Here is a 24,184-nt window from a genome sequence, read left to right as displayed (position 1 = left end):
ACGTGCCCTGTCCGCCGTAGCGGCCGGTCGCTAGGCTGGCCCGCGGACGACGAACCGGGAGGAGCACGGACGTGGCCGAGAGCACCATCCAGCAGCAGCCGCTCATGGGCTGGGACAAGCCGGAGCTGGACCTCAGCAGGGCGCAGTGGCAGTCCAGCAGCCGAGGCCTGGGCGATGTCCAGATCGCCTTCGTCGAGGGCTTCATCGCGATGCGCAACAGCCGCCGCCCGGAGAGCCCGTCCCTGATCTTCACCCCCGCGGAATGGGGCGCCTTCGTCTCCGGCGCGCGCGAGGGCGAGTTCGACCTCACCTGAACCGGGGGTGTCGCCGCCGGAATTCGGGACACGCGACCGACAGCGCCCCGCCCGGGGCCCGACCTGAGCGAGGCTGGCCCCAGCAAGGGGGAAGGTCGTGTTCCGGAGGTGAGGTAAGGATGAGCGCTGCGCCGGTCATCGCCGCGGTGGACGGGTCCGCCGACAGCCTGCGCGCCCTGGACTGGGCCCTGGACGCCGCCCGCCGCCGCGCGGCGCCGCTGCGGGTGGTGCACGTACGGCAGTACGCCGCCTGGGGCCAGGCCGATGTCCTGGTCGCCGGGCCGCCCGACGTGGAGGGCGACCCCGTCCTGGACGAGGTGCGCACCCGGCTCGCGGACCGTGCCGGGGACCAGGTCGTGGAGTACGTCGCGCAGGAGGGCGTACCGGGGGCCGTCCTGCCCGAACTGGGCGGCGACGCCCAGCTGTTGGTGCTCGGCTCCCGGGGCCGCGGCGGCTTCGCCAGCCTGCTGCTCGGCTCCAACGGCCTCGCCGCCGCCCGGGACGCCGAGTGCCCCGTGGTGGTCGTCCCCCGGCCCGGCCGCGAGGTGCACGGAGAAGGCCCCGCCGAGCCCGGGCCCCGGGTGGTCGCGGGCGTGCACGCCGACAGCCCCGACGACGGCGTCCTCTCCTTCGCCTGCGCCGAGGCCGCCCGGCGCGGCGCCCGGCTCCAGGTGATCGCCGCCTACCCGTGGCCGCTGCAGACCTGGTCCGCACCCGGCCAGGTGGTGCCGCCGGCGGTCGACCAGGACGCCGTGGAGCACGAGACCCGGGTCCTCGCCGAGGGCTTCCTCGCCCCGCACCGGGACCGCCACCCCGAGGTGCGTGCCTCCGTCGAGGCACTGCCCGGCGACGCGGCCGGCCACCTGGTCGCCGCCTCCAGGGGCGCCGACCTGGTCGTGGTCGGCCGGCACCGGCGACGGCTGCTCGCCCCGGCCCGCATGATGGGCTCCGTCACCCAGGCGGTGCTGCTGCACGCGGCGAGCCCGGTCGCGGTGGTCCCGCCGGCCCCACCGGAGGACTGAGACGGGCACCGCCCAGGGCCTGGATCAGGCCGGCTCCGGGCGACGGCGCCTGTCGTCCGACCCCGGCGAGATCCGGAAGAGAGGCCCTAGCAGAGGGCACCGCGGCCCGCAATCCGTCCGGTGCCGACCCGGCCGCCGACGGCTGTGGTGCCCGGCGCCATGGTCCGCGGACACACCCGAACCTATGGTTCCGCCACCCCCGGCGTTCCCGGCGGCGTCCCCGCGCGGGAGCGGCCGGGGACCCGTGTGTCCACCGAAGGAGCCGCCATGCCCCTGCCCCCGTCCCGCACGGCGCCCGGAACACCACCCCGTGCCCGTCTCCTGTCCCGCCTCCTCGCCGTCCTCGCCGTCGTCCTCGGCACCGCACTCGCCGCCCCCGCACCCGAGGCCCGCGCCGCCGTCACGCTCACCCGGGTGACCGACTTCGGGACCAACCCGGGCGCCCTCGCCATGTACGTCCACCGGCCCGCCACCCTGCCGGCCCGCCCGCCGGTCGTCGTCGCCCTGCACGGCTGCACCCAGACCGCCCAGGTCTACGCCGACAACTCCGGCCTGCCCCAGCTCGCCGACCAGGACGGTTTCCTGCTGGTGCTCGCCGAGACCTCCACCGCCAACAACCCGAACAGGTGCTTCAACTGGTTCCAGACCGGCGACAACCGGCGCGGTCAGGGCGAGGCCCTGTCCGTCCGGCAGATGGTGAGCCACGCCGTCACCGCCTACGGCGCCGACCCCGGGCGCGTCTACGTCACCGGACTGTCCGCCGGCGGCGCCATGACCGCCGTCATGCTCGGCACCTACCCCGACGTGTTCTCGGCGGGCGCCGTCGTCGCCGGCCTGCCCTACGACTGCACCCGGGACAACAGCCCCTACACCTGCATGAACCCCGGCGTCGACCTGAGCCCGGCCGACTGGGCCCAGCGGGTGCGCGACGCCTACCCCTCGTACACCGGCCCGTGGCCGCGCAACGCGATCTGGTACGGCGACCAGGACACCACCGTCGTACCGCGCAACGCCACCGAACTGCGCGACCAGTGGACGGCCCTGCACGGACTGTCCCAGACGCCCACCAGGACCGCCGTCATCGGGTCCGACGCCACCCGGCAGGACCAGTACCTGGCCGCCGACGGCACGGTCGCCGTCGAGGTCGACCGGGTCCCGGGCATCGGGCACGGCACCCCGGTCGACCCCGGCACCGGCGGCGAGCAGTGCGGCAGCACCACTGCCCCGTACTTCCTCGACTCGATCTGCTCCAGCCGCTGGATCGCCCGGTTCTTCGGCCTGGACACCACCGACCCGGGCCCCGGCGACCCGGGTGACGGCGGCACCGCCGCCTGCTGGACGGCGAGCAACTACGCCCACGTGCGGGCCGGCCGGGCCACCACCAGCGGAGGCGTCACCTATGCCAAGGGATCCGGCCAGAACATGGGCCTGTACAACACATTCGTCACCCACACCCTGAAGGAGTCACCCACGGGGTACTTCACCCTCGCCGACAGCGGCTGCCCCTGACAGGGAGCCGGGCTCCCTCCAGCCGCCATGGTGCCCGGACCCCCCTAACGGGTCGTCATCATGGCGGCTCCACACATGTCCGCACCCCCCACACCAGCCCTAGCCTCCAGCGCGTCCCCAACCCGCCGGAGGAACCGCATGCCGCTCCACCACACCCCACCGCCCGGCCACCGCCCCCGGCCCGCCCGCCGTACCCGCCGCACCGCCCTGGGCGCCCTCTCCCTCGCCGCCGCCTGCTCGCTCCTGGTCACGCCCGCCACCGCGGCTCCCACCGCCCAGGGGACACCCGACGCCCACTGCGCCGGCCGCACCCGGCTGCACGTCCCCGGCGCCGCCCGCCGGCAGGCCGACTGCCTGGACGAGCTGACCACCGCCGGCACCGTGGCCACCGGCCACACCGACCCGGCCGACTACGCGGGCCTCACCCCCAAGGACCTGCCCACCCCCTCGGGCGTCCCCGGCATCCAGATCGACGGCTACTTCCCGGACAACTCCACCACCAACACCAACCACGGCTGGCACCACGACGCCCAGTTCGTGATCCGCCTGCCCGACCACTGGAACGGCGGCCTGGTGGTCGCCGGCACCCCGGGCAACCGCGAGCAGTACGCCAACGACCGGGCCATCGCCGACTGGGTGCTCGCCCGCGGCTACGCCTACGCCGCCACCGACAAGGGCAACACGGGAACCGCCTTCTTCCGCGACGGCCGCCGGCCCGGCGACGCCATCGCCGAATGGAACACCCACCTCACCCAACTCACCCGCGCCGCCCGCGCCGTGGTCACCCAGCGCTACCACCGGCCCCCGGCCCGCACCCTCGCCACCGGCCTGTCCAACGGCGGCTACCTGGTCCGCTGGCAACTGGAGAACCACCCCGAGCTGTACGACGGCGGAGTCGACTGGGAGGGCACCCTCTGGCGCGCCGACGGCCCCAACCCGCTCACCTCCCTGCCGGCCGCACTGCGCCACTACCCCGCCTACGCCGCCGGCGGACCCGGCGCCGCCGAGGCCCGGACGGCACTGCACCGGGCCGGCTTCCCGGCCGGCTCCGAGTTCCTGTGGCCGTACCACCACCAGGTCCACTGGGACCTCACCCAGCGCATCTACCGCGAGGAACTCGACCCCGGCTACGACGGCGTCACCGAGGCGGGCACCCCGTACTGCGCCTCCGGCACCCCCGGCTGCGACGCCGACTACGACTACGCGGCCCGCCCCGCCGCCGTCCACCGGGCGGTCGGCCGCATCGCCCTCACCGGCCGCGTCGGCAAACCCCTGATCACCCTCCAGGGCACCCTCGACGTGCTGCTGCCGATCAGCGAGGACTCCGACGTCTACGCCCGCATGGTCCACGAGGCCGGCCGCGGCTCCCTGCTGCGCTACTACCGCGTCGAGGACGGCACCCACACCGACGCGCTGGCCGACGCCTTCCCCGGCCGGATCCGCCCGATGGTGCCCTGCCACCGCGCGGCCTTCGAGGCCCTGGAACACTGGATCGCGGGGGACGCCGCCCCGCCCGCCGGCCACACGGTCCCGCGCCCGCCCGACGCGACACCGGCCACGCTGCTGACCAGCTGTCCCCTGGGCTGAACGGGGAACGAGCGGCCCCGACGGACCCGCTCATGATCGACCACCCCGTCACGGCACTTCCCGCGGAGCCCACGTACCATGGCCGCATGTCGTTCCTCCGCCGCCGCAGCGCGACCCCTGCCGGACCCGACTTCGACGTGCTGGCCATGGACCCGGGCGACTGGCCGGGCAACCTCGGCGCGGGCCTGCTGCCCGCCCCCGACGGCACCTGCCAGGGTGTCTTCCTGCGCTACGACCTGTTCGGCGGACGCGGCCCCGCCATGATCATCGGCAATCTGCCGGAGGGCTCCCCGGCCCGCGACGTCGCCGAGGGGGAGATCCCCTTCGAGGTGGGCCAGCTGCTGCTGGCGCTGGAGAACGACGAGGAGGTCACCGTCGTCGGTGTCGAGGACACCCCGGTGCTCCAGGGCGACAACCTCCTGATCGTGCGGCGGCTGAAGCTCTCCGAAAGCCGGATCTCCTGCGTCCAGTTCGACCGCAGCGACGGAGTCCTGGTGACCATCGCCGCCTGGGACCGGCCCATCACCGACGACCTGTACGCCCTGCTGAAGCCGCTTCCGGCGGAGCTTTTCCAGCAGGGCTGAGACCCGGCGGGGATCCGGGGGCAGGACCGGGAAGCCGCCGGACTAGCGGGTGGCGGCTTCGAGCGTCACGTCCGCGGCCCGGACGAACCCGATCCGGTGGCCGTACTGGATCTCGTAGTACAGCTCCTCGCCCACCACGACCCGGTGCGCGTCGGGGGTGAAGGTGACCGCGTAGTAGTACTCGCCCGGCACCTCGTCACCGACCACGTACCGCTGTCCGGCGGGAATGGTGTACGGCAGCGGCACCACCGACTGCGCGGGGACGCCCGCCGGGTAGGCCTCCTTCTCCGGATAGGCGCGGCCGTAGACCGGGACGCTCGCCAGTCCCTCCCTCGGCGTCACCACGAGACCCCGCGCGGGCACGGCCGCCGGGTCCTTGTGCGGGTTGCGGAACCAGGCCTTCTGCCCCAGGTACCAGATGGCCGTCCACTCGCCCCAGCGGTCGGCCACCGCGTAACTCTGGCCGGTGGAGACCCGCGAGGACAGATCGTTCACGCCGTCGGTCGGGTCCGTCTTCAGGCCGATGTCCTTGACCAGCGGGGCGGACTCGTCGTGGTCCATGTACAGCCGCACCTCGCTGGAGCCGTGCGCCGCGCACGGCTCGCCCCTGGTGGTGCAGCCGGTGTAGACGGGCCGGTTGGCGGCGTAGTCCGGCAGCACCGTCACCACCCCGGAGCGGGGACCGGCCGTGCGCCGGAACGGGTGGCCCAGCAGCTGGAAGTAGTGGCGCCAGTCCCAGTACGGGCCGGGGTCCGTGTGCATCCCCGGGATGCTGGACGCGGTCGGCCCGGGCACGTTGTCGTGGCCGAGGATGTGCTGCCGGTCCAGCGGGATGTCGTACGTCCGCGCGAGGTACCGCACCAGCCGGGCCGAGGACCGGTACATCGCCTCCGTGTACCAGGCGTCCGGCGCGGCGAGGAACCCCTCGTGCTCGATGCCGATCGACTTGGCGTTGACGTACCAGTTGCCCGCGTGCCAGGCCACGTCCTTGGCCTTGACGTGCTGGGCGATCAGACCGTCGGTCGAGCGAATCGTGTAGTTCCACGACACATAGGTGGGGTCCTGGATCAGTTTCATGACCCCGTCCCAGGCGCCCTCGGTGTCGTGGACGACGATGTACCTGATGCTCTGCGAGTCCGGGCGGTCGCCGAGGTCGTGGTTGCCGTAGTCGTTGTCGCCGAACTCCTCGTAGGGCGCCGGGACCGACTCGCACGACACCGACTTCGGGCACTCGGTGCCCTCCGCGGGCAGGGTGCGCAGCCCGGCCCGCCGCAGCGAGCCGGTGTCGGCGGTCAGCCGCGGCTGCGCGGCCAGGGTCACCAGCTGGCCGTCGTCCGTGGTGCGTTCCTCGCCGGTGCGCAGCACGTCGTACACGTCGTCGGCGTACGCGGCGGCGGTCGCCCGGTCATCGGCTCCGGAGAAGGTGGCCACCGCGCCGTACCAGTCGGCCGGATCGGCGCTCAGCGGTTCGCCCAGCCGCTTCTGCGCGGCGGCGAGCAGGGCGGCGCCGCCCGCCACGTTGGCCGCCGGGTCGGTGCGCAGCTCCTCCGCCGGCAGGCCGGACAGCTCCGCGGCCCTCGGCAGGGTCTTCAGGCGGGCCGGCAGCGCCGACTCGGCCGGCGCCCCGGCGGTGGGACGCAGCGCGGCCCGGGCGGAGTCTCCCCGGGCGTCCTCCGTCCCCTCGGCGAGGTGTTCCGTGGCGGCGATCGCGGTGCGCGCGTCGGTGAGGTGCATCGGTCCGTAGCCGCCGGTCACACTCGGCGCCCCGCCGTGGGCGTCCCAGCGGGACTGGAGATAGGAGACGGCCAGCAGAACGCTCTGCGGTACGTGGTACTCGGCCGCCGCGGCGGCGAACGCGTGCTGCAGCCGGTGCGGGGAGGGGTCCGTGGCGGTGGGGGCCGGGGCCGCGCCGAGCAGGGGCAGCAGCAGGGCCGCGGAGGCGAGCGGGACGCCGGTTCGCCGCAGACGTCTGTGGCCGGGAGTGGACGTGGGGTCGGTGGCGGATCCTCGCAATGCGGCCTCCTGTGACGGGCGGAGCGTGGCGGGGCGTGCGGCGCCGAGCTGGGTCAGTGGTACCGGCTTGCCGACGATCCGTCAATGATGCCCACAGGAAGGCGATTTACCACGTCACGGAGGGTTTCCGGCGAGTTTCGCGGCGGCGGTGCGCGGGCCTGCGGAGCGTCACTGGCATACACCAGTGGCCATCCGCCCGCGGCGGACACGAAAGCGCCGGCGCGGACACGCAGGCGCCGGCGCGGACACGCAGGCGCCGGCGCGGACACGAAGGTCCGCGGTGCGCCGCCGCTCGGGGCGCATCGCGGACCCGTCGTCCCCGTCAGCGAGTGCCGACCGCCGCACGGACGGCCCTGCGGGCCATCTGGCAGTCGTCGTGCAGCCGCCTGAGCAGCAGCCGCTGTTCCTCGCCGGACGGCGCGGCACCCGGGTGGGCCGCACCCGGTGCCGTCGGGGCCGCGTCGTGCATCGAACGCTGCACGGCCGTCTCGTACGTACGGATCTCCCGGGTCAGCAGGAGCATCAGGTTCACCAGGAAGGCGTCCCGGGAGGCCGGGCCGGCCGACTGGGCGATCTGGCTGATCTGCCGCCGGGCCACCGGCGCGTCACCGAGGACCAGCCACAGCGTCGCCAGGTCGTACCCCGGCAGGTACCAGCCCGCGTGCTCCCAGTCCACCAGCACTGGACCGGCCGGTGACAGAAGGATGTTCGAGAGCAGGGCGTCGCCGTGGCAGAACTGGAGCATGCCGTGCCGGCCCACCTCGTGGGCGATGCCGTGCAGCAGCTTCTGCAGGTCGCCGAGGTCCCGGTCGGTGAGCAGGCCCAGTTCGTGGTACCGGGAGATCCGGACCGCGTAGTCCAGCGGCATGTCGAAGGTGCCCGGCGGAGGCCGCCAGGCGTTCACCCGGCAGATCGCGCCGAGCGCGGCCCGGATGTCCGCGCGGGGCGGTGCCTCCGAGGGGTGCCGCTGGAACGCCGCCGTCCGGCCCGGCATGCGCTCGATCACCAGCGTGCAGTTGTCCGGGTCCGCCGCGATCAGCCTCGGCACCCGGACCGGCGGCCGGTGCCGGACGAACGAGCGGTATGCGGCTATTTCCTGACGGCTCCGCTCCACCCAGGCCGGCGAGTGGTCCAGGAGACACTTGGCCACGGCCGTGCTGCGCCCCGTCGTCCCGACGAGAAGGACGGACCGTCCGCTCCGCCGCAGGACCTGCACCGGGGCGAACTCCGGGCAGATCCGGTGCACCGCGGCGAGCGCGGTGCGCAGCTGCGCGCCCTGGGGGCCGGACAGGTCGAGCCTCCCGCTGAGCGGCTGGGCCCCGGGCTGACCCGGGATCCGCCGGGGGCGGCCCCCGAGCGGTACGGGACCGCCCGGGCGCGCCGCCGGATCGAGGTACGGCCCGCCGCCCGCCGGGCGGGGGCGCAGCGGCCGGGGCGGGGCGGACACGGAGGACGATGCTGCGTACATGGGAAAACAGATCCCTTCGTGTGCCTGCAGTGCCTGCCTGTGCGTCTCACGCGCAACCCGTCCCGGCCGCCCGGGCACACCCTGGGGAGAGTGCCCGGCAGTTGCCGTCCTGTGCCGTCACGCGCCCTCGGGTGGAAGGCGGCGACCGGGTCGGGGTGGCGCGTTCCTACCTGACACCCGATGCCCAGTGGCACACCATCTGGCGGACCCTGGCGAACCCTGGCGAATAGTCGCCCGGCAACCTCCACCGGGCTACTGTCAACTCAGCCGAGAACCTGGGGGCTTGACGTGAGCGGACAACCCAACACCCGACTGGCGGACCTGTTCGGCCTGGCCGGCTGGTCGAAGGGCGAACTCGCGAGACTGGTCAACCGGCAGGCGGCGGCCATGGGCCACCCCCAGCTGGCGACCGACACCTCCCGGGTGCGGCGGTGGATCGACATGGGAGAGATCCCGCGCGATCCGGTGCCGCGGGTGCTGGCGGCTCTGTTCACCGAGCGTCTCGGCCGTGTCGTGACCATCGAGGACCTCGGTCTGGTGCGGCACGGGCGTGCAGGGAAGCGGCAGCCCGACGGGATCGAGGAACATCCCGAAGGAGTGCCGTGGGCGCCCGAACGGACCGCCGCGGTCCTCACCGAATTCACGGGAATGGACCTCATGCTCAACCGACGCGGCTTGGTGGGCGCGGGCGCCGCGCTCGCCGCGGGATCCACGCTCAGCAGCGCCATGTACGACTGGCTGCACACCGACCCGGCCCTGAAGGCCGACGCCCCTGTCCTCGACGATCCCCTGCACGCCGACCCCGCCGGATTCGACCGGTACGAGGCCGCCCCCATCGGGTCGCAGGAGATCGAGGAACTGGAGCGCTCGGTCGAGGTGTTCCGCGCCTGGGACGCGGCCCGGGGCGGCGGGCTGCAGCGCAAGGCGGTCGTGGGGCAGCTCAACGAGGTGGGCGGCATGCTCACCTACCACCATCCACCCCATCTCCAGCGGCGCCTGTGGGGCGTCGCCGCCAACCTCGCCGTTCTCGCGGGCTGGATGTCGCACGACGTCGGCCTGGAGCCCACGGCGCAGAAGTACTTCGTCATCGCCGCCCACGCCGCCAGAGAGGGCGGGGACCGCCCGCGCGCCGGCGAGGCGCTGTCACGGGCGGCCCGGCAGATGGTGCACCTGGGCCGCCCGGACGACGCCCTGGACCTGATGAAGCTCGCCCAGTCCGGGGCCGGCGACCGCCTGCAGCCGCGGACGAAGGCGATGTTCCACACCATCGAGGCCTGGGCGCAGGCGTCGATGGGCAAGGGCCAGGCGATGCGCCGCACGCTCGGGCAGGCGGAGGACCTCTTCGTCTCCGACCGGCAGGACGTGGAACCACCGGAGTGGATGCAGACCTTCAAGGACGAGGACCTGTACGGCATGCAGGCGCTCGCCTACCGCACCCTGGCGGAGTTCGACCCGGCAGCGGCCGCGCACGCCCAGTACTACGCGGAGAAGGCCCTCGCCCTGCGCGTCGACGGGCGGGAGCGCTCGAAGATCTTCGACCATCTGTCCATGGCCTCGGCCTGCTTCATCGCCGACGACCCGGAACAGGCCGACCGCTACGCACGGCTGGCCCTGATGTCGATGGGTTCGAACTCCTCGCGTCGCACCTGGGACCGGCTGCGGCAGATGTACCGGCTGACCGCGGAGTACGCCGGCTATCCGAAGATCCACCAGCTGCGGGAGGAGATCAGGCTCGCCCTGCCGAAGCCCAGGCCGAGGACCGACGGCAGCGCACCGGCATAGGGAGCCTGTGCGCCGTCCGGCCCGACGGGTCGGCTGCCGTCACGCGGTGACCTTGGCGACCAGCACGCACGCGTCGTCCTCGCGCCCGGCCCCGCCGAACTCCTCGACGATCGTCCGCACGCAGTCCTGCGCGGTGCGCGCCGCGCCGAACCGTGGGGCGAGGCCGAGCAGCCGGTCCGCGGCCGCTGTCCTGCCGTGGCCCGACATCAGCCCGTCGGTGTGCAGGAGGAGCAGGTCACCGGGGTGCAGGGGTACGACGGACTGTCCGTAGACGGCGCCCGAGGAGGCGCCGAGGAGGACGCCGTCCGGTGCGTCCAGCGGGTGCCCCGTCCCGTCCCGGTACAGCAGCGGGGCGGGGTGTCCCGCCTGCGCCCAGACCAGCGTGCGGTCCTCCGGACGGTAGTGGCAGCAGACGGCGCTGCCGAGGGCGGGCTGCACGGTGGTGTCGAGTAACTGGTTGAGCAGGGTGAGCAGTCGACCGGGCTCCGTGCCGGCCAGCGCCATGCCGCGTAAGGCGCCGAGCAGCATCGCCATGCCGGAGGCGACGGCCACGCCCTGCCCGGTGAGGTCGCCGACGGTGAGCAGGGTCTGGCCGTCGGACAGCTCCAGCGCGTCGTACCAGTCCCCGCCGATCAGGGTGGGGGTGGCGGCCGGGAGGCGGTGGGCGGCCAGGTCCAGCGCGACCGGTCCCCGGTGCGGGAGCCGCAGGGAGCCGCGCCATGGCGGTAGCACGGCTTCCTGCAGCTCTGCCGCGATCCGGTGCTCGGTCCGCTCCTGCCGGCGGTGGTGGTGCAGCGAGTCACGGGTCTCGCGCACCGTCCGCTGGCTGCGGCGCAGTTCGCTGACGTCGCGCAGCACGGCCCACATGGAGGTCGTGCCGCCGTCGGCGCCGAGCACGGGTTCGCCCATCATGTGCACGGTCCGCACGGAGGCGTCGGGCCGTACGACACGGAACTCGCCGTCGATCGGCTTGGCGTCGACCAGGCAGTCCGTGACCATCGCGGTCAGCTTGGGCCGGTCCTCCTCCAGGACCAGGCTGGGCAGCTCGTCCAGGGTGAGGGCGGGGCGGGCCGGGTCGAGGCCGAGGATCTGGTACAGCTCCCCGGACCAGGTGGCCTCGTCGGTCAGCAGGTCCCACTCGGCGCTGCCGACGCGGCTGAGCAGGGAGCCGCTCGGAGCGCCGGCCGGTGCGGTCCGTCCGGCGGGCGGCCGGGCGGGCGGCTCGTCGGGCTCGGCGGGGGCGGGGCCGTCCCGCAGCTGCGCCAAATGGGCGTCCAGGTCGTCCAGTTGGTGCGCCGCGAGGTCGTACAGGGCGCGCTGCCAGCGTTCCTCGGGGTCCGTACCGTCGCTCCGGGTGTCCCGCCGTACGGCGTCCACGTCACCCTTGAGCCGCCGTGCCTGCGTTATCAGCGCCTCGACCGAGCCGCGTCCTGGCGGCTGGGCGGGTGGGCGGTCCGCGGAGACTGGGGACGGCATGACGCACTCCGATGAGGGGGGACGAGAACGGCGGGGACGGCGGGGGACCGCTACGACTGTGGCACAGCCCGCGACGCGCTGTAAGGGATTTGGCAACACACGATACGGTGGTGCTTCTGGCATATGCCAGAGTCTTCCCGGACCGTTCCGAAGGTACGGATGACGTAGGCGCCGGCGCGGTCAAGTCGTACGTCACTTACGCGAGTTGAGGCAGGCGAGCGGCCGACGGGCCGGTGTTCAAGCGGGTGTTCGTCGCTCCTCTGTTCCATGATGCCGCAGGGCGGCCGGTACCCGACGAACTCTGACCGGAATTGGCGCCATGCGGGGGGCCCTCGCGGACTCCTAAAGGACATGGACATCACCGTCGAACAGCTCGCCGAAGCCCGCCTGGTCACCGCCCAGGACCGGGAGGTCATGGTGCCGGCCACCCTGCGCTACACCGCCGCCGACCCCCTCGCCGTGTTCGTGGACTTCCCGGCCGAGGCCGCGCTGCACGGCGAGGAGGTCACCTGGACCTTCGCGCGCACCTTGCTCGACCAGGGGCTGCGGGCCCCCGCCGGCCACGGTGACGTGCAGATATGGCCGTACGGCAGAACCCGCACGGTCGTGGAGTTCCACTCGCCGCACGGCATGGCCCTGCTCCTCTTCCAGGCCTCGGCGCTGCGGTGCTTCCTCCAGCGCACGTACGAGGTGGTGGCGTCCGGGCAGGAGGACCTGGCCCGGGTGGTGGAGCGGGGGCTGAGCGCGCTGTTCGGTGGCGTGTGAGCGGCACACGGGTGCCGCGCACGCCTTTCGGTTCCCGTCGGTCCCTGCCCCGTGCGCGGGTACGGCCCCTGACGAGGCCGCACGCACTCCGGTCGGCGGTGTGCCGCGGGGGCACCCCCCTGGACGGGGGCGGAGCGGCTGACGGCGCGGCGGGCGTCAGCGGCCGGCGGCGGCGTACAGCTCCGGACGCGGGGCGAGGCCGACGGCCACCCGGCGGCCCGTGTCCAGGGCCCGGACCCCCGCCTCGGCGACGGCGGAGGCCGCGTAGCCGTCCCAGACGTCCGGGCCGGTGACCTCGCCGCGGCGGGCCGCGTCGACCCAGGCCTGCACCTCACGGTCGTAGGCGTCGGCGAAGCGGACGAGGTAGTCCTGGGCCACCTGCTCGCGCGCGGTTCCCCCGGCGGTGACCACCATCGTGTGCTCGTCGCCGATCCGGGCGCTGCCCGCCTCGCACACGGCCTCGCAGCGCACCTGGTAGCCGAAGCCGCAATTGACGAAGACCTCCACGTCCACCAGGGCGCCCCGCTCCGTCTCGAACAGCACGAACTGCGGGTCCAGCAGGCCCTCGGGCGCCCCCGGGGACGGTGTGGGCCGCAGCACGGTGACCGCCGTCAGTTCCTGCCCGAGCAGCCAGCGGGCCGCGTCGATCTCGTGCGAGACCGAGCTGTTGACCAGCATGGCGCTGGTGAAGCCGGCGGGGGAGGAGACGTTGCGGTGCGTGCAGTGCAGCATCAGGGGCCGGCCCAGGCCGCCCCCGTCCAGCAGGGCCTTCAGCCGCCGGTACTCGGCGTCGTAGCGGCGCATGAAGCCGATCTGGGCCAGGCGGCGGCCGATCCGCGCCTCGGCCTCCACGACCCGCAGCGCGCCCGCGGAGTCCGGAACCATGGGCTTCTCGCACAGCACCGGCAGCCGGCGGGCGAAGGCGGCGAGCAGCGCCTCCTCGTGCGCGGGTCCCGGGGAGGCGATCAGGACGGCCGCGACGCCCGGCGCGTCCAGCGCGGCCACCGGGTCCGTGTGCACGGTGACCCCGTCCAGGCCGGCCGCGGCCTCCGTCGCCCGGTCGACGTCGGGGTCGGCCACCGCGGCGACCCTGGCTCCACTGGTCACCCGGTCGAGACGACGTATGTGATCGGCCCCCATGTGTCCGGCACCCAGTACCGCCACACCCAGCAGGTCACCCATGCGCGCGCTCCCTTACGCCGACGATCACGCCGTAGCGTACGCCGACGCAAGGGAGCCGCTGTGGCGGTGCGGCCCCGGGGTTCTCCGGGGTCAGTACCGCAGTACTCCGGCGATCCCGGAGGCGTCGCCGAGCGTGCCGTCGGGCACGAAGCGGACGTCGGCGCCGGTCTGCAGGCACTGCTCGACGATCTCGTCCACGATGTCGTCGCGAGCGTCCAGATCACCGGGTTCGGCCGGTACCAGGTGCTCGCCCAGATCGCGGACCCTGGCCCGGAAGTTCTCCTCCACGGCCAGCAGCCGGACCCGGCCCTCGCGGGCGCTCTGCCACAGCTCGTCCAGCCCGGCCGCGTACGTCCGGTGACCGCGCGCCGACGTCAGCTCCCCGACCACGGCGGCGGTGTCCTTGTGGGACTCCTCCGCGAGCACCGGCCGCAGCGCCTGCCAGACGGCCTCGGGGCCGGCGTGTCCGAGACCGCCGCGCGGGACGTGGACGGCCGCCTTGGCGACGCTGCCGACCTCGTCCATCAGGGACAGGGCCTCCTGGTCGCCCATGACGTACAGCGGCCGGGGCTGTTCGCGCAGGACCGTGGCCATGGCGGTGTCCGCCTCGCGCAGGAACTGGCGGGTGCCCTCGTCGCTGAAGGTGCTCGGCAGGCCGCCCGTGCGCATCTGGCGCTCGGGGTCGAAGTTCACCTGCCGGCGCTCCAGCGGGAAGCCGCCCGAGCGGCCCTGCACGACCCGTTCCTCGCCGCCGTTCCACAGGGTGACGCGGTCGGCGGAGACCGACAGCACCCAGTAGGGCCGCTCGGCGGCCTGCGCGGCGACCAGGTTGCGGGTGAGGAAGGTGTCGGACAGCACCACCCGCTCGGGGACGGCGCGCGCCAGGGACCACACCTGGTGTTCGCCGGGGGCGGCGAAGATGACCAGGCCGTCCTCGGCGTGCGCAAGGTCCACCTCCGCCAGCGCCCGGTCGAGCTGCGCGACGACCTCGTTGCGCCGCTCACGGGTGACGGCGGGGTCGGCCTCCAGACGCCGGCGGGCCTCGGTGACCACGTTGCGCAGCCGGACGGGATCCTGGCCGTTCTCGGGTTCCCGGCGGTGCGTCGGGGTCAGCACGGACACCGCGGGATATGGGCGCGGGCGCCGCAGTTGGGCGAGGGTCGCGGGACTCAGTGCGTGCTCCATGACACGACGATAGGGCCGATTCACCTGTACGGCATTCGGGGTAATCCGGACCCGGGCGGTGCCGCCGCTCCCCGCCGGAAGTCACCGTCCGGCCCCCGGTGACGCCGGGCCCGGCGGGCGGCTACCGTACCGGTCGGTAACCAAAGCGCGCCGTACCCCGGGAGACACCATGCCGCAGCTCGACGTCGACGGAGCGAGACTGGCCTACGACGACGAGGGACCCCGCGACGCGGCGGACGCGCCCCTGGTGTTCGTGCACGGCTGGACCGCGAACCGGCACCGCTGGGACCACCAGACGGCGCACTTCTCCGCACGGCGCCGGGTGATCCGGCTGGACCTGCGCGGGCACGGCGAGAGCACCGGAGCCGGGGTGCCCACCATCGCCCACCTCGCGGCGGACGTCGTGGCCCTCCTGGACCACCTCCGGGTCGGGCGGTGCGTGCTGGTGGGCCACTCGATGGGCGGGATGATCGCGCAGACCGTCGCCCTCGCGCACCCGGGCCGGGTGGAGCGGATGGCGCTGGTCAACTCGATCGGCCGGATGACGTACAGCCGCGGCCGGGGCCTGCTGATGGCGGCCTCCACCCTGCTGCCGTTCAGGCTGTTCGTGGCCGCCAACATCCAGCGGGCCTTCGCCCCGGGCCACCCGCGCGAGGAGGTCCGGGCGCAGATCCGCGCCTCCGCCGCCACCCCGCGCGAGGTCGTCATGACGCTCTACGGCGCGATGCGGGCCTTCGACGTCCTGGACCGGGCCGGCGAGATCGCCGTGCCGACCCTGATGGTGCACGGCTACCACGACGTCCAGCTGCCGGTGCGGCAGATGCTCCGGCTGGCCAAGGCCTGCCCCGACGCGGTCGTCCGCGTCCTGGACGCGGGCCACGAGCTGCCACTGGAGAAGCCGGCCGAACTCACCGGGGCGCTCGACGCGTTCCTGACCGCGAAGCCGTGACGCATCCTCGACTTGAGGAAGTTTTTGCCGTTGGCCGGTTCCGGTCGCCCTCGGTGCGAGAGCGCGCTGTTACGTGGATTTTGCTGAGGCAAAACACGGCCGAAACAGTGGGGCGCGCGGCCGGACCGGGACGCGGCCGCGTTGACGCACCCGGGTGCCTGACGGAGGCTCGTCATATAGGTGCTCGATACAACTGGTTTGCCGGCCGGCCGCCTGTCACCGTGGAACCGCAGGTGAGGAGGGGGCCGCCGGGCAGCCGGAGGCAGGAGGTAGCGCATGTGCGGCATCACCGGATGGGTCTCCTTCGACCGTGATCTGACCGCCGAGGACCCCACCTTGCATGCGATGACCGAGACGATGGCCTGCCGCGGCCCGGACGACCGCGGCACCTGGGCCGAGGGCCCCGCCGCCCTGGGCCACCGCCGGCTCGCCATCATCGACCTGCCCGGCGGCCGCCAGCCGATGACCGTGGGCACCCCCGAGGGCACCGTCGCCCTCGTCTACTCCGGGGAGGCCTACAACTTCACCGAGCTGCGCCGCGAACTGACCGACCGGGGCCACCGGTTCACCACCGACTCCGACACCGAGGTCGTCCTGCACGGCTATCTGGAGTGGGGCGACGCGGTCGCCGAACGGCTCAACGGCATGTACGCGTTCGCGGTGTGGGACGGCCGCCACGACAAGCTGGTGATGATCCGCGACCGCATGGGCATCAAGCCCTTCTACTGCTACCCGACCCCCGACGGCGTCCTGTTCGGCTCCGAACCCAAGGCGATCCTCGCCCACCCGCTGGCCCGGCCCCGCGTCACGCTGGACGGCCTGCGCGAGCTGTTCGTCATGGTCAAGACGCCCGGACACGCCATCTGGGACGGCATGCGCGAGGTGGAGCCCGGCACGGTCGTCACCGTCGACCGCTCCGGCCTGTCCACCCGGGTCTACTGGCGGCTGGAGACCCGCCCGCACACCGACGACCGCGACACCACCGTCGCCACCGTGCGCTCGCTCCTCGACGACATCGTGCGCCGTCAGCTCGTCGCCGACGTGCCGCGCTGCACCCTGCTCTCCGGCGGGCTCGACTCCTCCGCCATGACCGCGCTCGCCGCCCGCCGGCTCGCCGAGCACGGCGAGAAGGTGCGCAGCTTCGCCGTCGACTTCGCCGGGCAGACCGACAACTTCGTCGCCGACGAACTCCGCGGCACCCCCGACACCCCCTTCGTGCACGACGTCGCGCGGCTCGCCGGCACCGACCACCAGGACATCGTGCTCGACGCCCAGGCCCTCGCCGACCCCGCCGTGCGCGCCCAGGTGATCCGGGCCCGCGACCTTCCCTCGGGTCTGGGCGACATGGACAGCTCACTGCTGCTGCTCTTCCGCGCCATCCGGGAGAAGTCCACGGTGGCCCTGTCCGGCGAGTCCGCCGACGAGGTCTTCGGCGGCTACCTCCAGTTCTTCGACGAGGAGGCGCGCCGCGCCGACACCTTCCCGTGGCTGGCGATGATGGGCCGCCACTTCGGCGAGGACGCCGGCGTGGTGCGCGCCGACCTCGCCAAGTCCCTGGATCTGCAGGCCTACACGGCCGACGGCTACCGCACCGCCGTCGCCGGCATCGACCGGCTGGACGGCGAGAGCGACTTCGAGTACCGGATGCGTCAGATCAGCCACCTGCACCTGACGCGTTTCGTACGCGTGCTGCTCGACCGCAAGGACCGGATGAGCATGGCCGTCGGCCTGGAGGTCCGGGTGCCGTTCTGCGACCACCGGCTGGTCGAGTACGTCTACAACGCCCCGTGGGCGCTGAAGTCCTTCGACGGCCGGGAGAAGAGCCTGCTCAGGGAGGCGGCGGCGGACGTGCTGCCGCGCTCGGTGTACGACCGCGTCAAGAGCCCGTACCCGTCCACGCAGGACCCCCGGTACGCCCGCGCCCTCCAGGAACAGACCAGGGAACTGCTCGCCCGGCCCGCCCACCCCGTGTTCGACCTGGTCGACCGGGACCGGGTCCGCACGGCCGCCGAACGCGAGGCACCGGTCAGCACACAGGCGGCCCGGCGCGACCTGGAACGAACCCTGGACCTGGCGGGGTGGCTGGACCTCTACTCGCCCGAGCTGGTCCTCAGCTGAGCCCGATGGCGCGGTCCGCGGCCGCCGCGGACCGCTGCCACCACGTGGTCACGGGCTCCCACACCAGGATCCGCCGGCCGGTGCCGAGCTGCGCGGCGGTGAAGGAGCGGCCCCAGTGCGCGGCCGAGGCCGCAACCGTGACCGTGTCCACCCGGCGGGCCTCGGGGTCGCGCGGGTCCTCGATGGTCCGGACGTCGGCGTAGGCGGTGCCGCGCACCGCGAGCCGGTACGTCCCCGTGCCGCCCTCCGGCACGGGCAGCGCCGCCCCGTCGAGGTCCCCGAAGGTGACCGTGGGCACGCGGTCGACGACACACGCGCGCGTGCCGTGGTTGGTGACGCCGACCCGCAGCACGGCCGGGTGGCCGGGCACGGCCTTCGCCCGCACCGTCAGCGCCTTCTCGGCGCAGCGGGCGGTCCGGTCGGGCCCGGCGGCGGCCTGGCTCTGCGGCGCGGTGAGCAGCAGGGCCGCCACGGCGGCGGAGGCGGCGGGTACGGCGATGGCGGCGCGGATGCGCATGAGGGGTCCCCCTGTCGTGGTCACGGACGGGATGCGGCGGCCTGGGCGCGCCTCGCCCGGTCTGACGACCGGGGTGACAGGAAGGTTGCCCCGGTTCGCGGCTGTCACTCGGTCGTGCCCCGGATGTCACCGTCCGGCGGCACCCGGACGCCGGCCGGAGGAGGGTTCCTCAACCGGTGCCGGCCGAGGGGACGTGCTCGCCCGGCGCGTCCGCCGGGCAGGAGCTGCCGCTCGGGGGCAGCGAGCCGTACAGCAGGAACTCGTTGACCTTGCGGTGCACGCACTTGGACGAGGAGTACCCGGTGTGGCCCTCGCCCTTGTTGTCGAGCACCACCGCCGACGGGCCGAGCCGGCGGGCCGTCTCCACGGTCCACCGGTACGGGGTCGCCGGGTCGCCGCGCGTGCCGATGAGCAGCATCTTCGCGGAGTGCACGTCCTTCACCCGGTCGCGGATGAAGTCGGTGCCGCGGGGGCGGCCGTAGCACATCAGCAGCTGGGTCAGCCGGTAGCGGCCGAACACCGGCGAGGCCTGCTCGTACGCGGTCCGCAGGTCCTTCAGGTCCCGGGTGATCCGGGCCGCGGTGGGCCGGTCGGGGTCGTCCGCGCAGTTGATCGCCATGAGCGCGGCCGGCAGGTTGTCCGCCGGGACCTCGGACGCGTCGGCCAGCCCGCCGTCACCCCGGTGCCGGCCCGCGGGCAGTCCGAAACCGCCCGTGGAGAAGGCGAGCACGCGCCGGGTGTCGCCGTCCTCGATCAGCGAGGCCAGCGCGCGCTCCAGCGAGGGCCACAGCTCCCTGCTGTACAGGGCCTGCCCGATGGCGCCCACCAGGTCCTGCCCGGAGAACGAGCCGCCGAAGTCGCCGGGCACCGGGTTCTGGTCGAGGGAGCGCACCAGCCGCAGCACCTGGGCGCCGGCCGTGCGCCGGTCCTCCCCGAACGGACAGCCGAGATCCGTCGTGCACCAGTCCAGGAAGTCGTCCAGAGCCGTCTGCTGCCCCTCGGCGCCCGCGATCCCCTGTTCCGCCAGCGGCTCGGTCAGCGTGTCCACGCCGTCCAGGACCAGCCGGCCGACCTTGCCCGGGAACTGCGCCGCGTACACCGCGCCGAGCCGGGTGCCGTAGGAGAAGCCGAGGTAGTCGAGCCGCTTGTCGCCGAGCGCCTCGCGGATGACGTCGAGGTCGCGGGAGGCGTTCACGGTGCCGATGTGCGGCAGCACCGGGCCGGAGTGCCGGACGCACTGGTCGGCGGCCGACCGCAACCGCCTGAGCAGTGTCTGCGGGCGGGCGAGGTCGGTGTCGTCCTCCGTCACGGCCGAGGCCACGTCGGTGCCCTCCCCGCAGCTGACGGGGGAGGACCGGCCGACACCGCGGGGGTCGAAGGTGACCACGTCGTAGCCGTTGGTCAGGTCCATGAACTGCCTGCCGTCGGCGGCGAGCTCGGGGATGCCGGCGCCGCCCGGGCCGCCGAAGTTCAGCACCACCGAGCCGCGCGAGTTCCCCGTGCCGCGGTAGCGGGCAAGCGCGATCTGCAGGGTGCCCGCCCGCGGCCGGGCGTAGTCGAGCGGGACGGTGACCTTCGCGCACTGCAGGTCCTTCGGCATGTCCGGGCCCTCGCAGGCACCCCAGACCGGCTTCTGCCGGTAGAAGCGGGACAGATCCGGCTGCGGCCGGTCGGCGGCAGCCGCGGGCAGCCCGGCCCCGAGCAGCGCCAGGGCGAGGGCCGAGGCACCCGCGCAGCGCCGCACGGCGGGCCGTGTGGACAGCTTGGCCAGCATCGATCGCCTCCCGGGCGCCCGCCGGCGCCTCGCATCACCATAAGCGGGCCTTCGGCGGCCCGCCTCCGGACGAGCGGGCCGCCGGCTCCCGCCGTACACTGCGCCCCGCCGTACGAGCCATCCGTCATGCCCCATTGGTGATCGTTCTGTGGCTTTGCATCCTGTTCGATAACAGTGACGCTCGATGGGGTGAAAGACCGATAAGCCATAACTCCGATGGTTCTCCTGCGTTTTACGAGGTGCGGGTGACCACCCGCGACGACGTCTGGAAGGCAGGAACCTATGAGACGGGCTACCCGAAACGGTGTGATCGCCGTCGTCGCCGCGTCCGGCGCGATGGCCGTGGCGCTGCCGGTGTCCGCCGCCTTCGCGGCCGGCGGGGCCGACGCCGACGGCACGGCGGCCGGCTCGCCCGGGCTGGTCTCCGGCAACGGCATCCAGCTCCCGGTGCACGTCCCGGTCAACGTCTGCGGCAACACGGTGAACGTGGTGGGTCTGCTCAACCCGGCCGCGGGCAACGCGTGCGCCAACCGGAGCGCCGGGAAGAGCGGCGCGGGACAGGGCGGCGCCACAGCCGCGTCCGGCGGGGCCTCCGCTCACGGCCGTGCCACCGACGCCCCCGGAGTGGTCTCCGGCAACGGCATCCAGCTGCCGGTCGACCTGCCGGTGAACGTCACCGGCAACAGCGTCGACGTGGTCGGCCTCGGCAACCCCGCCATCGGCAACCACGCGGCCAACGGGTCCGGCGACACCCCCCGGACCCCGAAGCCGCCCGCTCCGACGCCCCGGGCACCGAAGCCCCCGGCCCCCGCCCGCGCCCACCCGGCACCCCCCACCCCGCGCCCGGCGGCGTCCTCGCTGGCCCACACCGGAGCGGACCTGGCGGCCCCGGCCGCCGCCGGCAGTGCCGCGCTCCTCGTCGCGGGCGCCGTCCTGTACCGCCGCTTCCGCCCGGACCGCCCCCGCTGACCCGCCCGGCACGGCCCCACCGGACGCCGGCCCGGTGGGGCCGTGACGCCGGCGAGCGGCGACGCCCCGCGCCCGGAGGTCCGCGCCCCGCCTCGTCATCGGCCGAACGCCCCGTGGCGCCGCCGCGCGTTGATCCGCGAGGATGCTGCGGGCGGCGCGGCCGAGCCCCGTGCCGCACGACAGCCGACCCCGACGGAAACGGAGCGCACCGATGACCTCTGCGGCCCCCCACGACCTCGTCGTCACGCAGGCCACCCTCGCCGACTGGCCGGTGATCAGCGGGTGGGCGGCGGCGGAGGGCTGGAACCCGGGGCTGTCCGACGGGCCCGCGTTCTTCGCCCAGGACCCGGAGGGCTTCTTCCTCGGCCGGATCGACGGAGAGCCGGTGTCGGCCGTCTCCGTCGTCAACCACGGCCCCGACTTCTCCTTCCTCGGCTGCTACCTCGTCCGCCCGGAGCTGCGGGGCCACGGACACGGACTCACCACCTGGAAGACCGCCCTGGCCCACGCGGGAAACCGGACCGTCGGTCTGGACGGGGTCGTCGCCCAGCAGGACAACTACCGGCAGTCCGGCTTCCGGCTCGCCCACCGCACCATCCGGTTCACCGGGCCCGCCCCCGAGAGCGCCGCGCCCGCCGGCGTGCGGCCGGCGGGGCCGACCGACCTCGCCGCGCTCACCGCCTACGACAGCGCCTGCCACCCGGCCGACCGCCCCCGCTTCCTCGCCGAGTGGCTCACCGCCCCCGGGCACCGTGCCGTCGTCCGTGAGGACGGCGGGCGCCCCACCGGCTACGGCGTGATCCGCCCGGGCCACGACACCCTCCGGATCGGCCCCCTCTTCGCCGACACCGCCGACGACGCCCGGGCCCTGTTCGCCGCCCTCACCGACGGCGTGGCCGGCCGCGACATCGCGATCGACGTGCCCGAACCCAACGCGGCCGGCGTCGCCCTCGCCGAAGCGGCGGGACTGCGGCCCTCGTTCGAGACCGCCCGCATGTACACCGGCCCGGTGCGCGCCCACGCCCGGGAACGGGTCTTCGGCGTCACCACGCTCGAACTCGGCTGAGTCCCGGGCGGAGTGAGGGGACCCGGCGCCGTCCCGTGCCCGGTCCGCCGAGCCGAGCACCCGCCCCCGCCCCGGCGGCCGCGGATCAGCGTCCCCCGCCCCCGCCCCCGGCGGCCGAGAATCAGCGCCCCGGCCCTCGGCGCGCCCCCTCGCCGCAGGCTCCCTGGAGCGGTCCGCGGCCCCCGGGACCGGTGCCTCCGCCCGCGGGGCGAGGGGACCCGGTGCCGTCCCGTGCCCGGTCCGCCGAGCCGGGCATCCGCCCCCGGCCCCGGCGGCCGCGGATCAGCGCCCTCCGCCCGCGGCGCACCCCCGCGCCCCGCGGATCAGCGCCCCGGCCCTCGGCGCGCCCCCTCGCCGCACGCTCCCCGGAGCGGCCCACGGCCCCCGCGGCCGGTGCCTCCGCGGCCCGGGCCTCCGCCCGCGGGGCGAGCGCGGGCCGTCGGGCCGGGAACGCGCACCGGCGCGCCGCCGCGACCGTCGCGAGCGCCGCCAGCACCGGCGCCCCGAGAGCGTGCCGCCGGAGACGGCGGCCCTGCTGCGGGAGCACTTCGACCGCATCCAGGCGCGCATCGACTGTCTGGCCCGCAACCGCGACCGGCTCACCGCGTACCTGGCGGCGGTCCGGCCGGAGGGCCGGTGACGTCCTCGACTCCCAGGACGGTCAAATCACTTGGCCGCGTCCGGCCGTCCGTGCTGAAGTGAGGCCATGGATCACGCCGCGGTGCTCGCCCAGTACGACCGGCAGGTGCGCGAGGGCGCCCGGCCCGACGGGCCCGGGGCCCGGATCGAGCGGGCCGGAGGGGTGGTACGGCAGGTCGCGGACGAGTCCGCCTGGAACGGTGTCCTGTGGTCCGCCCTGGACACGGCGGGCGCGGACCGGGCGATCCAGGACCAGATCGCCCGCTTCACCGGCCTCGGCCGGGAGTTCGAGTGGAAGCTCTACTCCCACGACGAGCCCGCGGACCTGGCCGCCCGGTTGCTCGCCGCCGGGTTCCGGGCCGAGCCCGCGGAGACGCTGATGGTCGCCGAGACCGCCGCACTCACCCTGGACACCACGCCCCCGGCCGGTGTCCGCTTCGTACGGGCCGCCGATCCGGCCGGGGTCGACCTGGTCGTCGACGTGCACGAGAAGGCCTTCGGCGGCGACGGCACCCGGCTGCGGCACCAGTTGCTCGCCCGGCTGGCCGCCGACCCCGGCACGGTCGTGGCCGTGGCCGCCCTCGCCGACGGCGAACCCGTCGCCGCCGCCCGCATGGAGCTGGTGCCGGGCACCGACTTCGCCGGACTGTGGGGCGGCGGCACCGTGCCGCGGTGGCGGGGCCGGGGCCTCTACCGGGCCCTGGTCGCCCACCGCGCCCGTGCCGCCGCCGCGCACGGCTACCGCTACCTCCACGTCGACGCCCTGCCCACGAGCCGCCCGATCCTGGAGCGCCTCGGCTTCCACGCGCTGGGCACCACCACGCCGTACGTCCACGGGAACTGACTCAGCGCAGCGCCCGGACCCGGCCCAGCGCGGCCACGCCCACCGCCGCCAGGGCTGTCTGGATCAGCCACTCGGTCCAGTCGGGACCCCTGGTGTCGGCGACCCCGATCCCGGCGGCGATCGCCGAGCCCACCAGCGCGGCCGCGATGCCGACGACGATCGTCCACAGGATCCCGATGTGCTGCCGCCCGGGGACGACCAGCCGGCCCAGCGCACCGATGACGAGGCCGATGACGAGCGCGCCGAGGACGCCGTCGATCTGCATGGCCGTACCTCCTTGGGGTTTCCGGTCGTTGCACCCGCTGATGTGGCGTGTGCCCGCTGCCGGTGCGGCCACTCCGCCCCGGGGCGCCCCTCGGACGCCTCTGTTCACCGGCCCTTCATGCCATGTACCTTTCAACCAATCGGCGCCTGTAGAAAC

Annotated in this window: 21 protein-coding genes; 13 read left to right on the top strand and 8 right to left on the bottom strand. The window is 74.3% G+C overall.

Annotated features, from left to right (window positions below):
* Nucleotides 1-71 precede the first annotated feature (71 nt).
* From ACZ4VF_RS13450 to ACZ4VF_RS13430, 5 genes are all read left to right on the top strand, one after another.
* Nucleotides 72-314, top strand: a complete 243-nt coding sequence (locus ACZ4VF_RS13450) for a DUF397 domain-containing protein (protein WP_467925810.1) — start codon at nt 72-74, stop codon at nt 312-314.
* A 119-nt stretch (nt 315-433) separates the two neighbouring features.
* Entirely contained in the window at nt 434-1,336 is a 903-nt protein-coding gene (locus tag ACZ4VF_RS13445; protein ID WP_467925809.1) for a universal stress protein, read from the top strand.
* 267 nt (nt 1,337-1,603) lie between these two features.
* Nucleotides 1,604-2,845 carry an extracellular catalytic domain type 1 short-chain-length polyhydroxyalkanoate depolymerase gene (locus ACZ4VF_RS13440; protein WP_467925807.1) on the top strand — a complete coding sequence of 414 codons (1,242 nt, stop codon included), beginning with the start codon at nt 1,604-1,606 and terminating at the stop codon, nt 2,843-2,845.
* A 138-nt stretch (nt 2,846-2,983) separates the two neighbouring features.
* Nucleotides 2,984-4,432 (top strand): 3-hydroxybutyrate oligomer hydrolase family protein, encoded by a 1,449-nt coding sequence (locus ACZ4VF_RS13435; RefSeq protein WP_467925806.1) that lies wholly within the window; start codon nt 2,984-2,986, stop codon nt 4,430-4,432.
* 86 nt (nt 4,433-4,518) lie between these two features.
* Nucleotides 4,519-5,016, top strand: a complete 498-nt coding sequence (locus ACZ4VF_RS13430) for a glycosyltransferase family protein (protein ID WP_014670824.1) — start codon at nt 4,519-4,521, stop codon at nt 5,014-5,016.
* Nucleotides 5,017-5,058: 42 nt separating this feature from the next.
* Here the strand turns inward: ACZ4VF_RS13430 and ACZ4VF_RS13425 are convergent, their stop codons facing one another.
* Together ACZ4VF_RS13425 and ACZ4VF_RS13420 are read right to left on the bottom strand one after the other, a co-directional pair.
* Nucleotides 5,059-7,029, bottom strand: coding sequence for an N-acetylmuramoyl-L-alanine amidase (locus ACZ4VF_RS13425; protein ID WP_467925805.1), 1,971 nt, complete (start codon nt 7,027-7,029; stop codon nt 5,059-5,061).
* A 322-nt stretch (nt 7,030-7,351) separates the two neighbouring features.
* Entirely contained in the window at nt 7,352-8,497 is a 1,146-nt protein-coding gene (locus tag ACZ4VF_RS13420; RefSeq protein ID WP_467925803.1) for an aminoglycoside phosphotransferase family protein, read from the bottom strand.
* 288 nt (nt 8,498-8,785) lie between these two features.
* Between ACZ4VF_RS13420 and ACZ4VF_RS13415 the strand changes: the two genes are divergently transcribed.
* Nucleotides 8,786-10,279, top strand: a complete 1,494-nt coding sequence (locus tag ACZ4VF_RS13415) for a DNA-binding protein NsdB (RefSeq protein ID WP_467925801.1) — start codon at nt 8,786-8,788, stop codon at nt 10,277-10,279.
* A 39-nt stretch (nt 10,280-10,318) separates the two neighbouring features.
* On the opposite strand, the gene ACZ4VF_RS13410 is transcribed toward ACZ4VF_RS13415, so the two are convergent.
* Entirely contained in the window at nt 10,319-11,755 is a 1,437-nt protein-coding gene (locus ACZ4VF_RS13410; protein WP_467925800.1) for a PP2C family protein-serine/threonine phosphatase, read from the bottom strand.
* 351 nt (nt 11,756-12,106) lie between these two features.
* On the opposite strand from ACZ4VF_RS13410, the gene ACZ4VF_RS13405 reads away from it, so the two are divergent.
* Entirely contained in the window at nt 12,107-12,520 is a 414-nt protein-coding gene (locus ACZ4VF_RS13405) for an SsgA family sporulation/cell division regulator (RefSeq protein ID WP_467925799.1), read from the top strand.
* 156 nt (nt 12,521-12,676) lie between these two features.
* Here ACZ4VF_RS13405 and ACZ4VF_RS13400 read toward each other — a convergent pair whose 3' ends face one another.
* The gene (locus ACZ4VF_RS13400) at nt 12,677-13,702 is read right to left on the bottom strand and encodes a Gfo/Idh/MocA family protein (protein ID WP_467925797.1); all 1,026 of its coding nucleotides are present in this window, start codon (nt 13,700-13,702) and stop codon (nt 12,677-12,679) included.
* Between the two features lie 90 nt (nt 13,703-13,792).
* The gene (locus ACZ4VF_RS13395; RefSeq protein ID WP_467925796.1) at nt 13,793-14,887 is read right to left on the bottom strand and encodes a baeRF3 domain-containing protein; all 1,095 of its coding nucleotides are present in this window, start codon (nt 14,885-14,887) and stop codon (nt 13,793-13,795) included.
* Between the two features lie 169 nt (nt 14,888-15,056).
* Between ACZ4VF_RS13395 and ACZ4VF_RS13390 the strand changes: the two genes are divergently transcribed.
* Both ACZ4VF_RS13390 and asnB read left to right on the top strand, forming a co-directional pair.
* Nucleotides 15,057-15,836, top strand: coding sequence for an alpha/beta fold hydrolase (locus tag ACZ4VF_RS13390; RefSeq protein ID WP_467925795.1), 780 nt, complete (start codon nt 15,057-15,059; stop codon nt 15,834-15,836).
* A 276-nt stretch (nt 15,837-16,112) separates the two neighbouring features.
* Nucleotides 16,113-17,954: an asparagine synthase (glutamine-hydrolyzing) gene (gene asnB, locus ACZ4VF_RS13385; RefSeq protein ID WP_467925793.1), complete on the top strand. Its 1,842-nt coding sequence runs from the start codon at nt 16,113-16,115 to the stop codon at nt 17,952-17,954.
* On the opposite strand, the gene ACZ4VF_RS13380 is transcribed toward asnB, so the two are convergent.
* Entirely contained in the window at nt 17,947-18,471 is a 525-nt protein-coding gene (locus ACZ4VF_RS13380; protein WP_467925792.1) for a DUF4232 domain-containing protein, read from the bottom strand. The two genes, asnB and ACZ4VF_RS13380, sit on opposite strands and share 8 nt — an antisense overlap.
* Before the next feature lie 169 nt (nt 18,472-18,640).
* On the bottom strand, nt 18,641-20,245 hold the full coding sequence (locus ACZ4VF_RS13375; protein ID WP_467925790.1) for an alpha/beta hydrolase: 1,605 nt from the start codon (nt 20,243-20,245) through the stop codon (nt 18,641-18,643).
* 282 nt (nt 20,246-20,527) lie between these two features.
* Here ACZ4VF_RS13375 and ACZ4VF_RS13370 point away from each other — a divergent pair, with 282 nt between their 5' ends.
* From ACZ4VF_RS13370 to ACZ4VF_RS13355, 4 genes are all read left to right on the top strand, one after another.
* Complete coding sequence (locus ACZ4VF_RS13370) at nt 20,528-21,214, top strand: chaplin (protein WP_467925789.1); 687 nt, start codon at nt 20,528-20,530, stop codon at nt 21,212-21,214.
* A gap of 211 nt (nt 21,215-21,425) precedes the next feature.
* Nucleotides 21,426-22,280, top strand: coding sequence for a GNAT family N-acetyltransferase (locus ACZ4VF_RS13365; protein ID WP_467925787.1), 855 nt, complete (start codon nt 21,426-21,428; stop codon nt 22,278-22,280).
* 511 nt (nt 22,281-22,791) lie between these two features.
* Nucleotides 22,792-22,920 (top strand): hypothetical protein, encoded by a 129-nt coding sequence (locus ACZ4VF_RS13360; protein WP_467925785.1) that lies wholly within the window; start codon nt 22,792-22,794, stop codon nt 22,918-22,920.
* 66 nt (nt 22,921-22,986) lie between these two features.
* Nucleotides 22,987-23,763, top strand: a complete 777-nt coding sequence (locus ACZ4VF_RS13355; protein WP_467925783.1) for a GNAT family N-acetyltransferase — start codon at nt 22,987-22,989, stop codon at nt 23,761-23,763.
* A gap of 1 nt (nt 23,764) precedes the next feature.
* On the opposite strand, the gene ACZ4VF_RS13350 is transcribed toward ACZ4VF_RS13355, so the two are convergent.
* Nucleotides 23,765-24,028, bottom strand: coding sequence for a GlsB/YeaQ/YmgE family stress response membrane protein (locus tag ACZ4VF_RS13350; protein WP_467925781.1), 264 nt, complete (start codon nt 24,026-24,028; stop codon nt 23,765-23,767).
* Nucleotides 24,029-24,184: the final 156 nt, after the last annotated feature.

The sequence above is a fragment of the Streptomyces sp. NPDC029151 genome, assembly GCF_055564315.1.
Note: the sequence above shows the minus strand (reverse complement) of the source record. Positions and strands in the feature narration are given on the sequence as shown.

What these genes read in the sequence shown, in the direction of transcription:
- asnB (WP_467925793.1), top strand. Translation starts at nt 16,113, where the DNA reads ATGTGCGGCATCACCGGATGGGTCTCCTTCGACCGTGATCTGACCGCC.
- ACZ4VF_RS13390 (WP_467925795.1), top strand. Translation starts at nt 15,057, where the DNA reads ATGCCGCAGCTCGACGTCGACGGAGCGAGACTGGCCTACGACGACGAG.
- ACZ4VF_RS13410 (WP_467925800.1), bottom strand. Translation starts at nt 11,755, where the DNA reads ATGCCGTCCCCAGTCTCCGCGGACCGCCCACCCGCCCAGCCGCCAGGA.
- ACZ4VF_RS13440 (WP_467925807.1), top strand. Translation starts at nt 1,604, where the DNA reads ATGCCCCTGCCCCCGTCCCGCACGGCGCCCGGAACACCACCCCGTGCC.
- ACZ4VF_RS13355 (WP_467925783.1), top strand. Translation starts at nt 22,987, where the DNA reads ATGGATCACGCCGCGGTGCTCGCCCAGTACGACCGGCAGGTGCGCGAG.
- ACZ4VF_RS13365 (WP_467925787.1), top strand. Translation starts at nt 21,426, where the DNA reads ATGACCTCTGCGGCCCCCCACGACCTCGTCGTCACGCAGGCCACCCTC.
- ACZ4VF_RS13395 (WP_467925796.1), bottom strand. Translation starts at nt 14,887, where the DNA reads ATGGAGCACGCACTGAGTCCCGCGACCCTCGCCCAACTGCGGCGCCCG.
- ACZ4VF_RS13380 (WP_467925792.1), bottom strand. Translation starts at nt 18,471, where the DNA reads ATGCGCATCCGCGCCGCCATCGCCGTACCCGCCGCCTCCGCCGCCGTG.
- ACZ4VF_RS13400 (WP_467925797.1), bottom strand. Translation starts at nt 13,702, where the DNA reads ATGGGTGACCTGCTGGGTGTGGCGGTACTGGGTGCCGGACACATGGGG.
- ACZ4VF_RS13430 (WP_014670824.1), top strand. Translation starts at nt 4,519, where the DNA reads ATGTCGTTCCTCCGCCGCCGCAGCGCGACCCCTGCCGGACCCGACTTC.
- ACZ4VF_RS13445 (WP_467925809.1), top strand. Translation starts at nt 434, where the DNA reads ATGAGCGCTGCGCCGGTCATCGCCGCGGTGGACGGGTCCGCCGACAGC.
- ACZ4VF_RS13405 (WP_467925799.1), top strand. Translation starts at nt 12,107, where the DNA reads ATGGACATCACCGTCGAACAGCTCGCCGAAGCCCGCCTGGTCACCGCC.
- ACZ4VF_RS13435 (WP_467925806.1), top strand. Translation starts at nt 2,984, where the DNA reads ATGCCGCTCCACCACACCCCACCGCCCGGCCACCGCCCCCGGCCCGCC.
- ACZ4VF_RS13375 (WP_467925790.1), bottom strand. Translation starts at nt 20,245, where the DNA reads ATGCTGGCCAAGCTGTCCACACGGCCCGCCGTGCGGCGCTGCGCGGGT.
- ACZ4VF_RS13350 (WP_467925781.1), bottom strand. Translation starts at nt 24,028, where the DNA reads ATGCAGATCGACGGCGTCCTCGGCGCGCTCGTCATCGGCCTCGTCATC.
- ACZ4VF_RS13420 (WP_467925803.1), bottom strand. Translation starts at nt 8,497, where the DNA reads ATGTACGCAGCATCGTCCTCCGTGTCCGCCCCGCCCCGGCCGCTGCGC.
- ACZ4VF_RS13370 (WP_467925789.1), top strand. Translation starts at nt 20,528, where the DNA reads ATGAGACGGGCTACCCGAAACGGTGTGATCGCCGTCGTCGCCGCGTCC.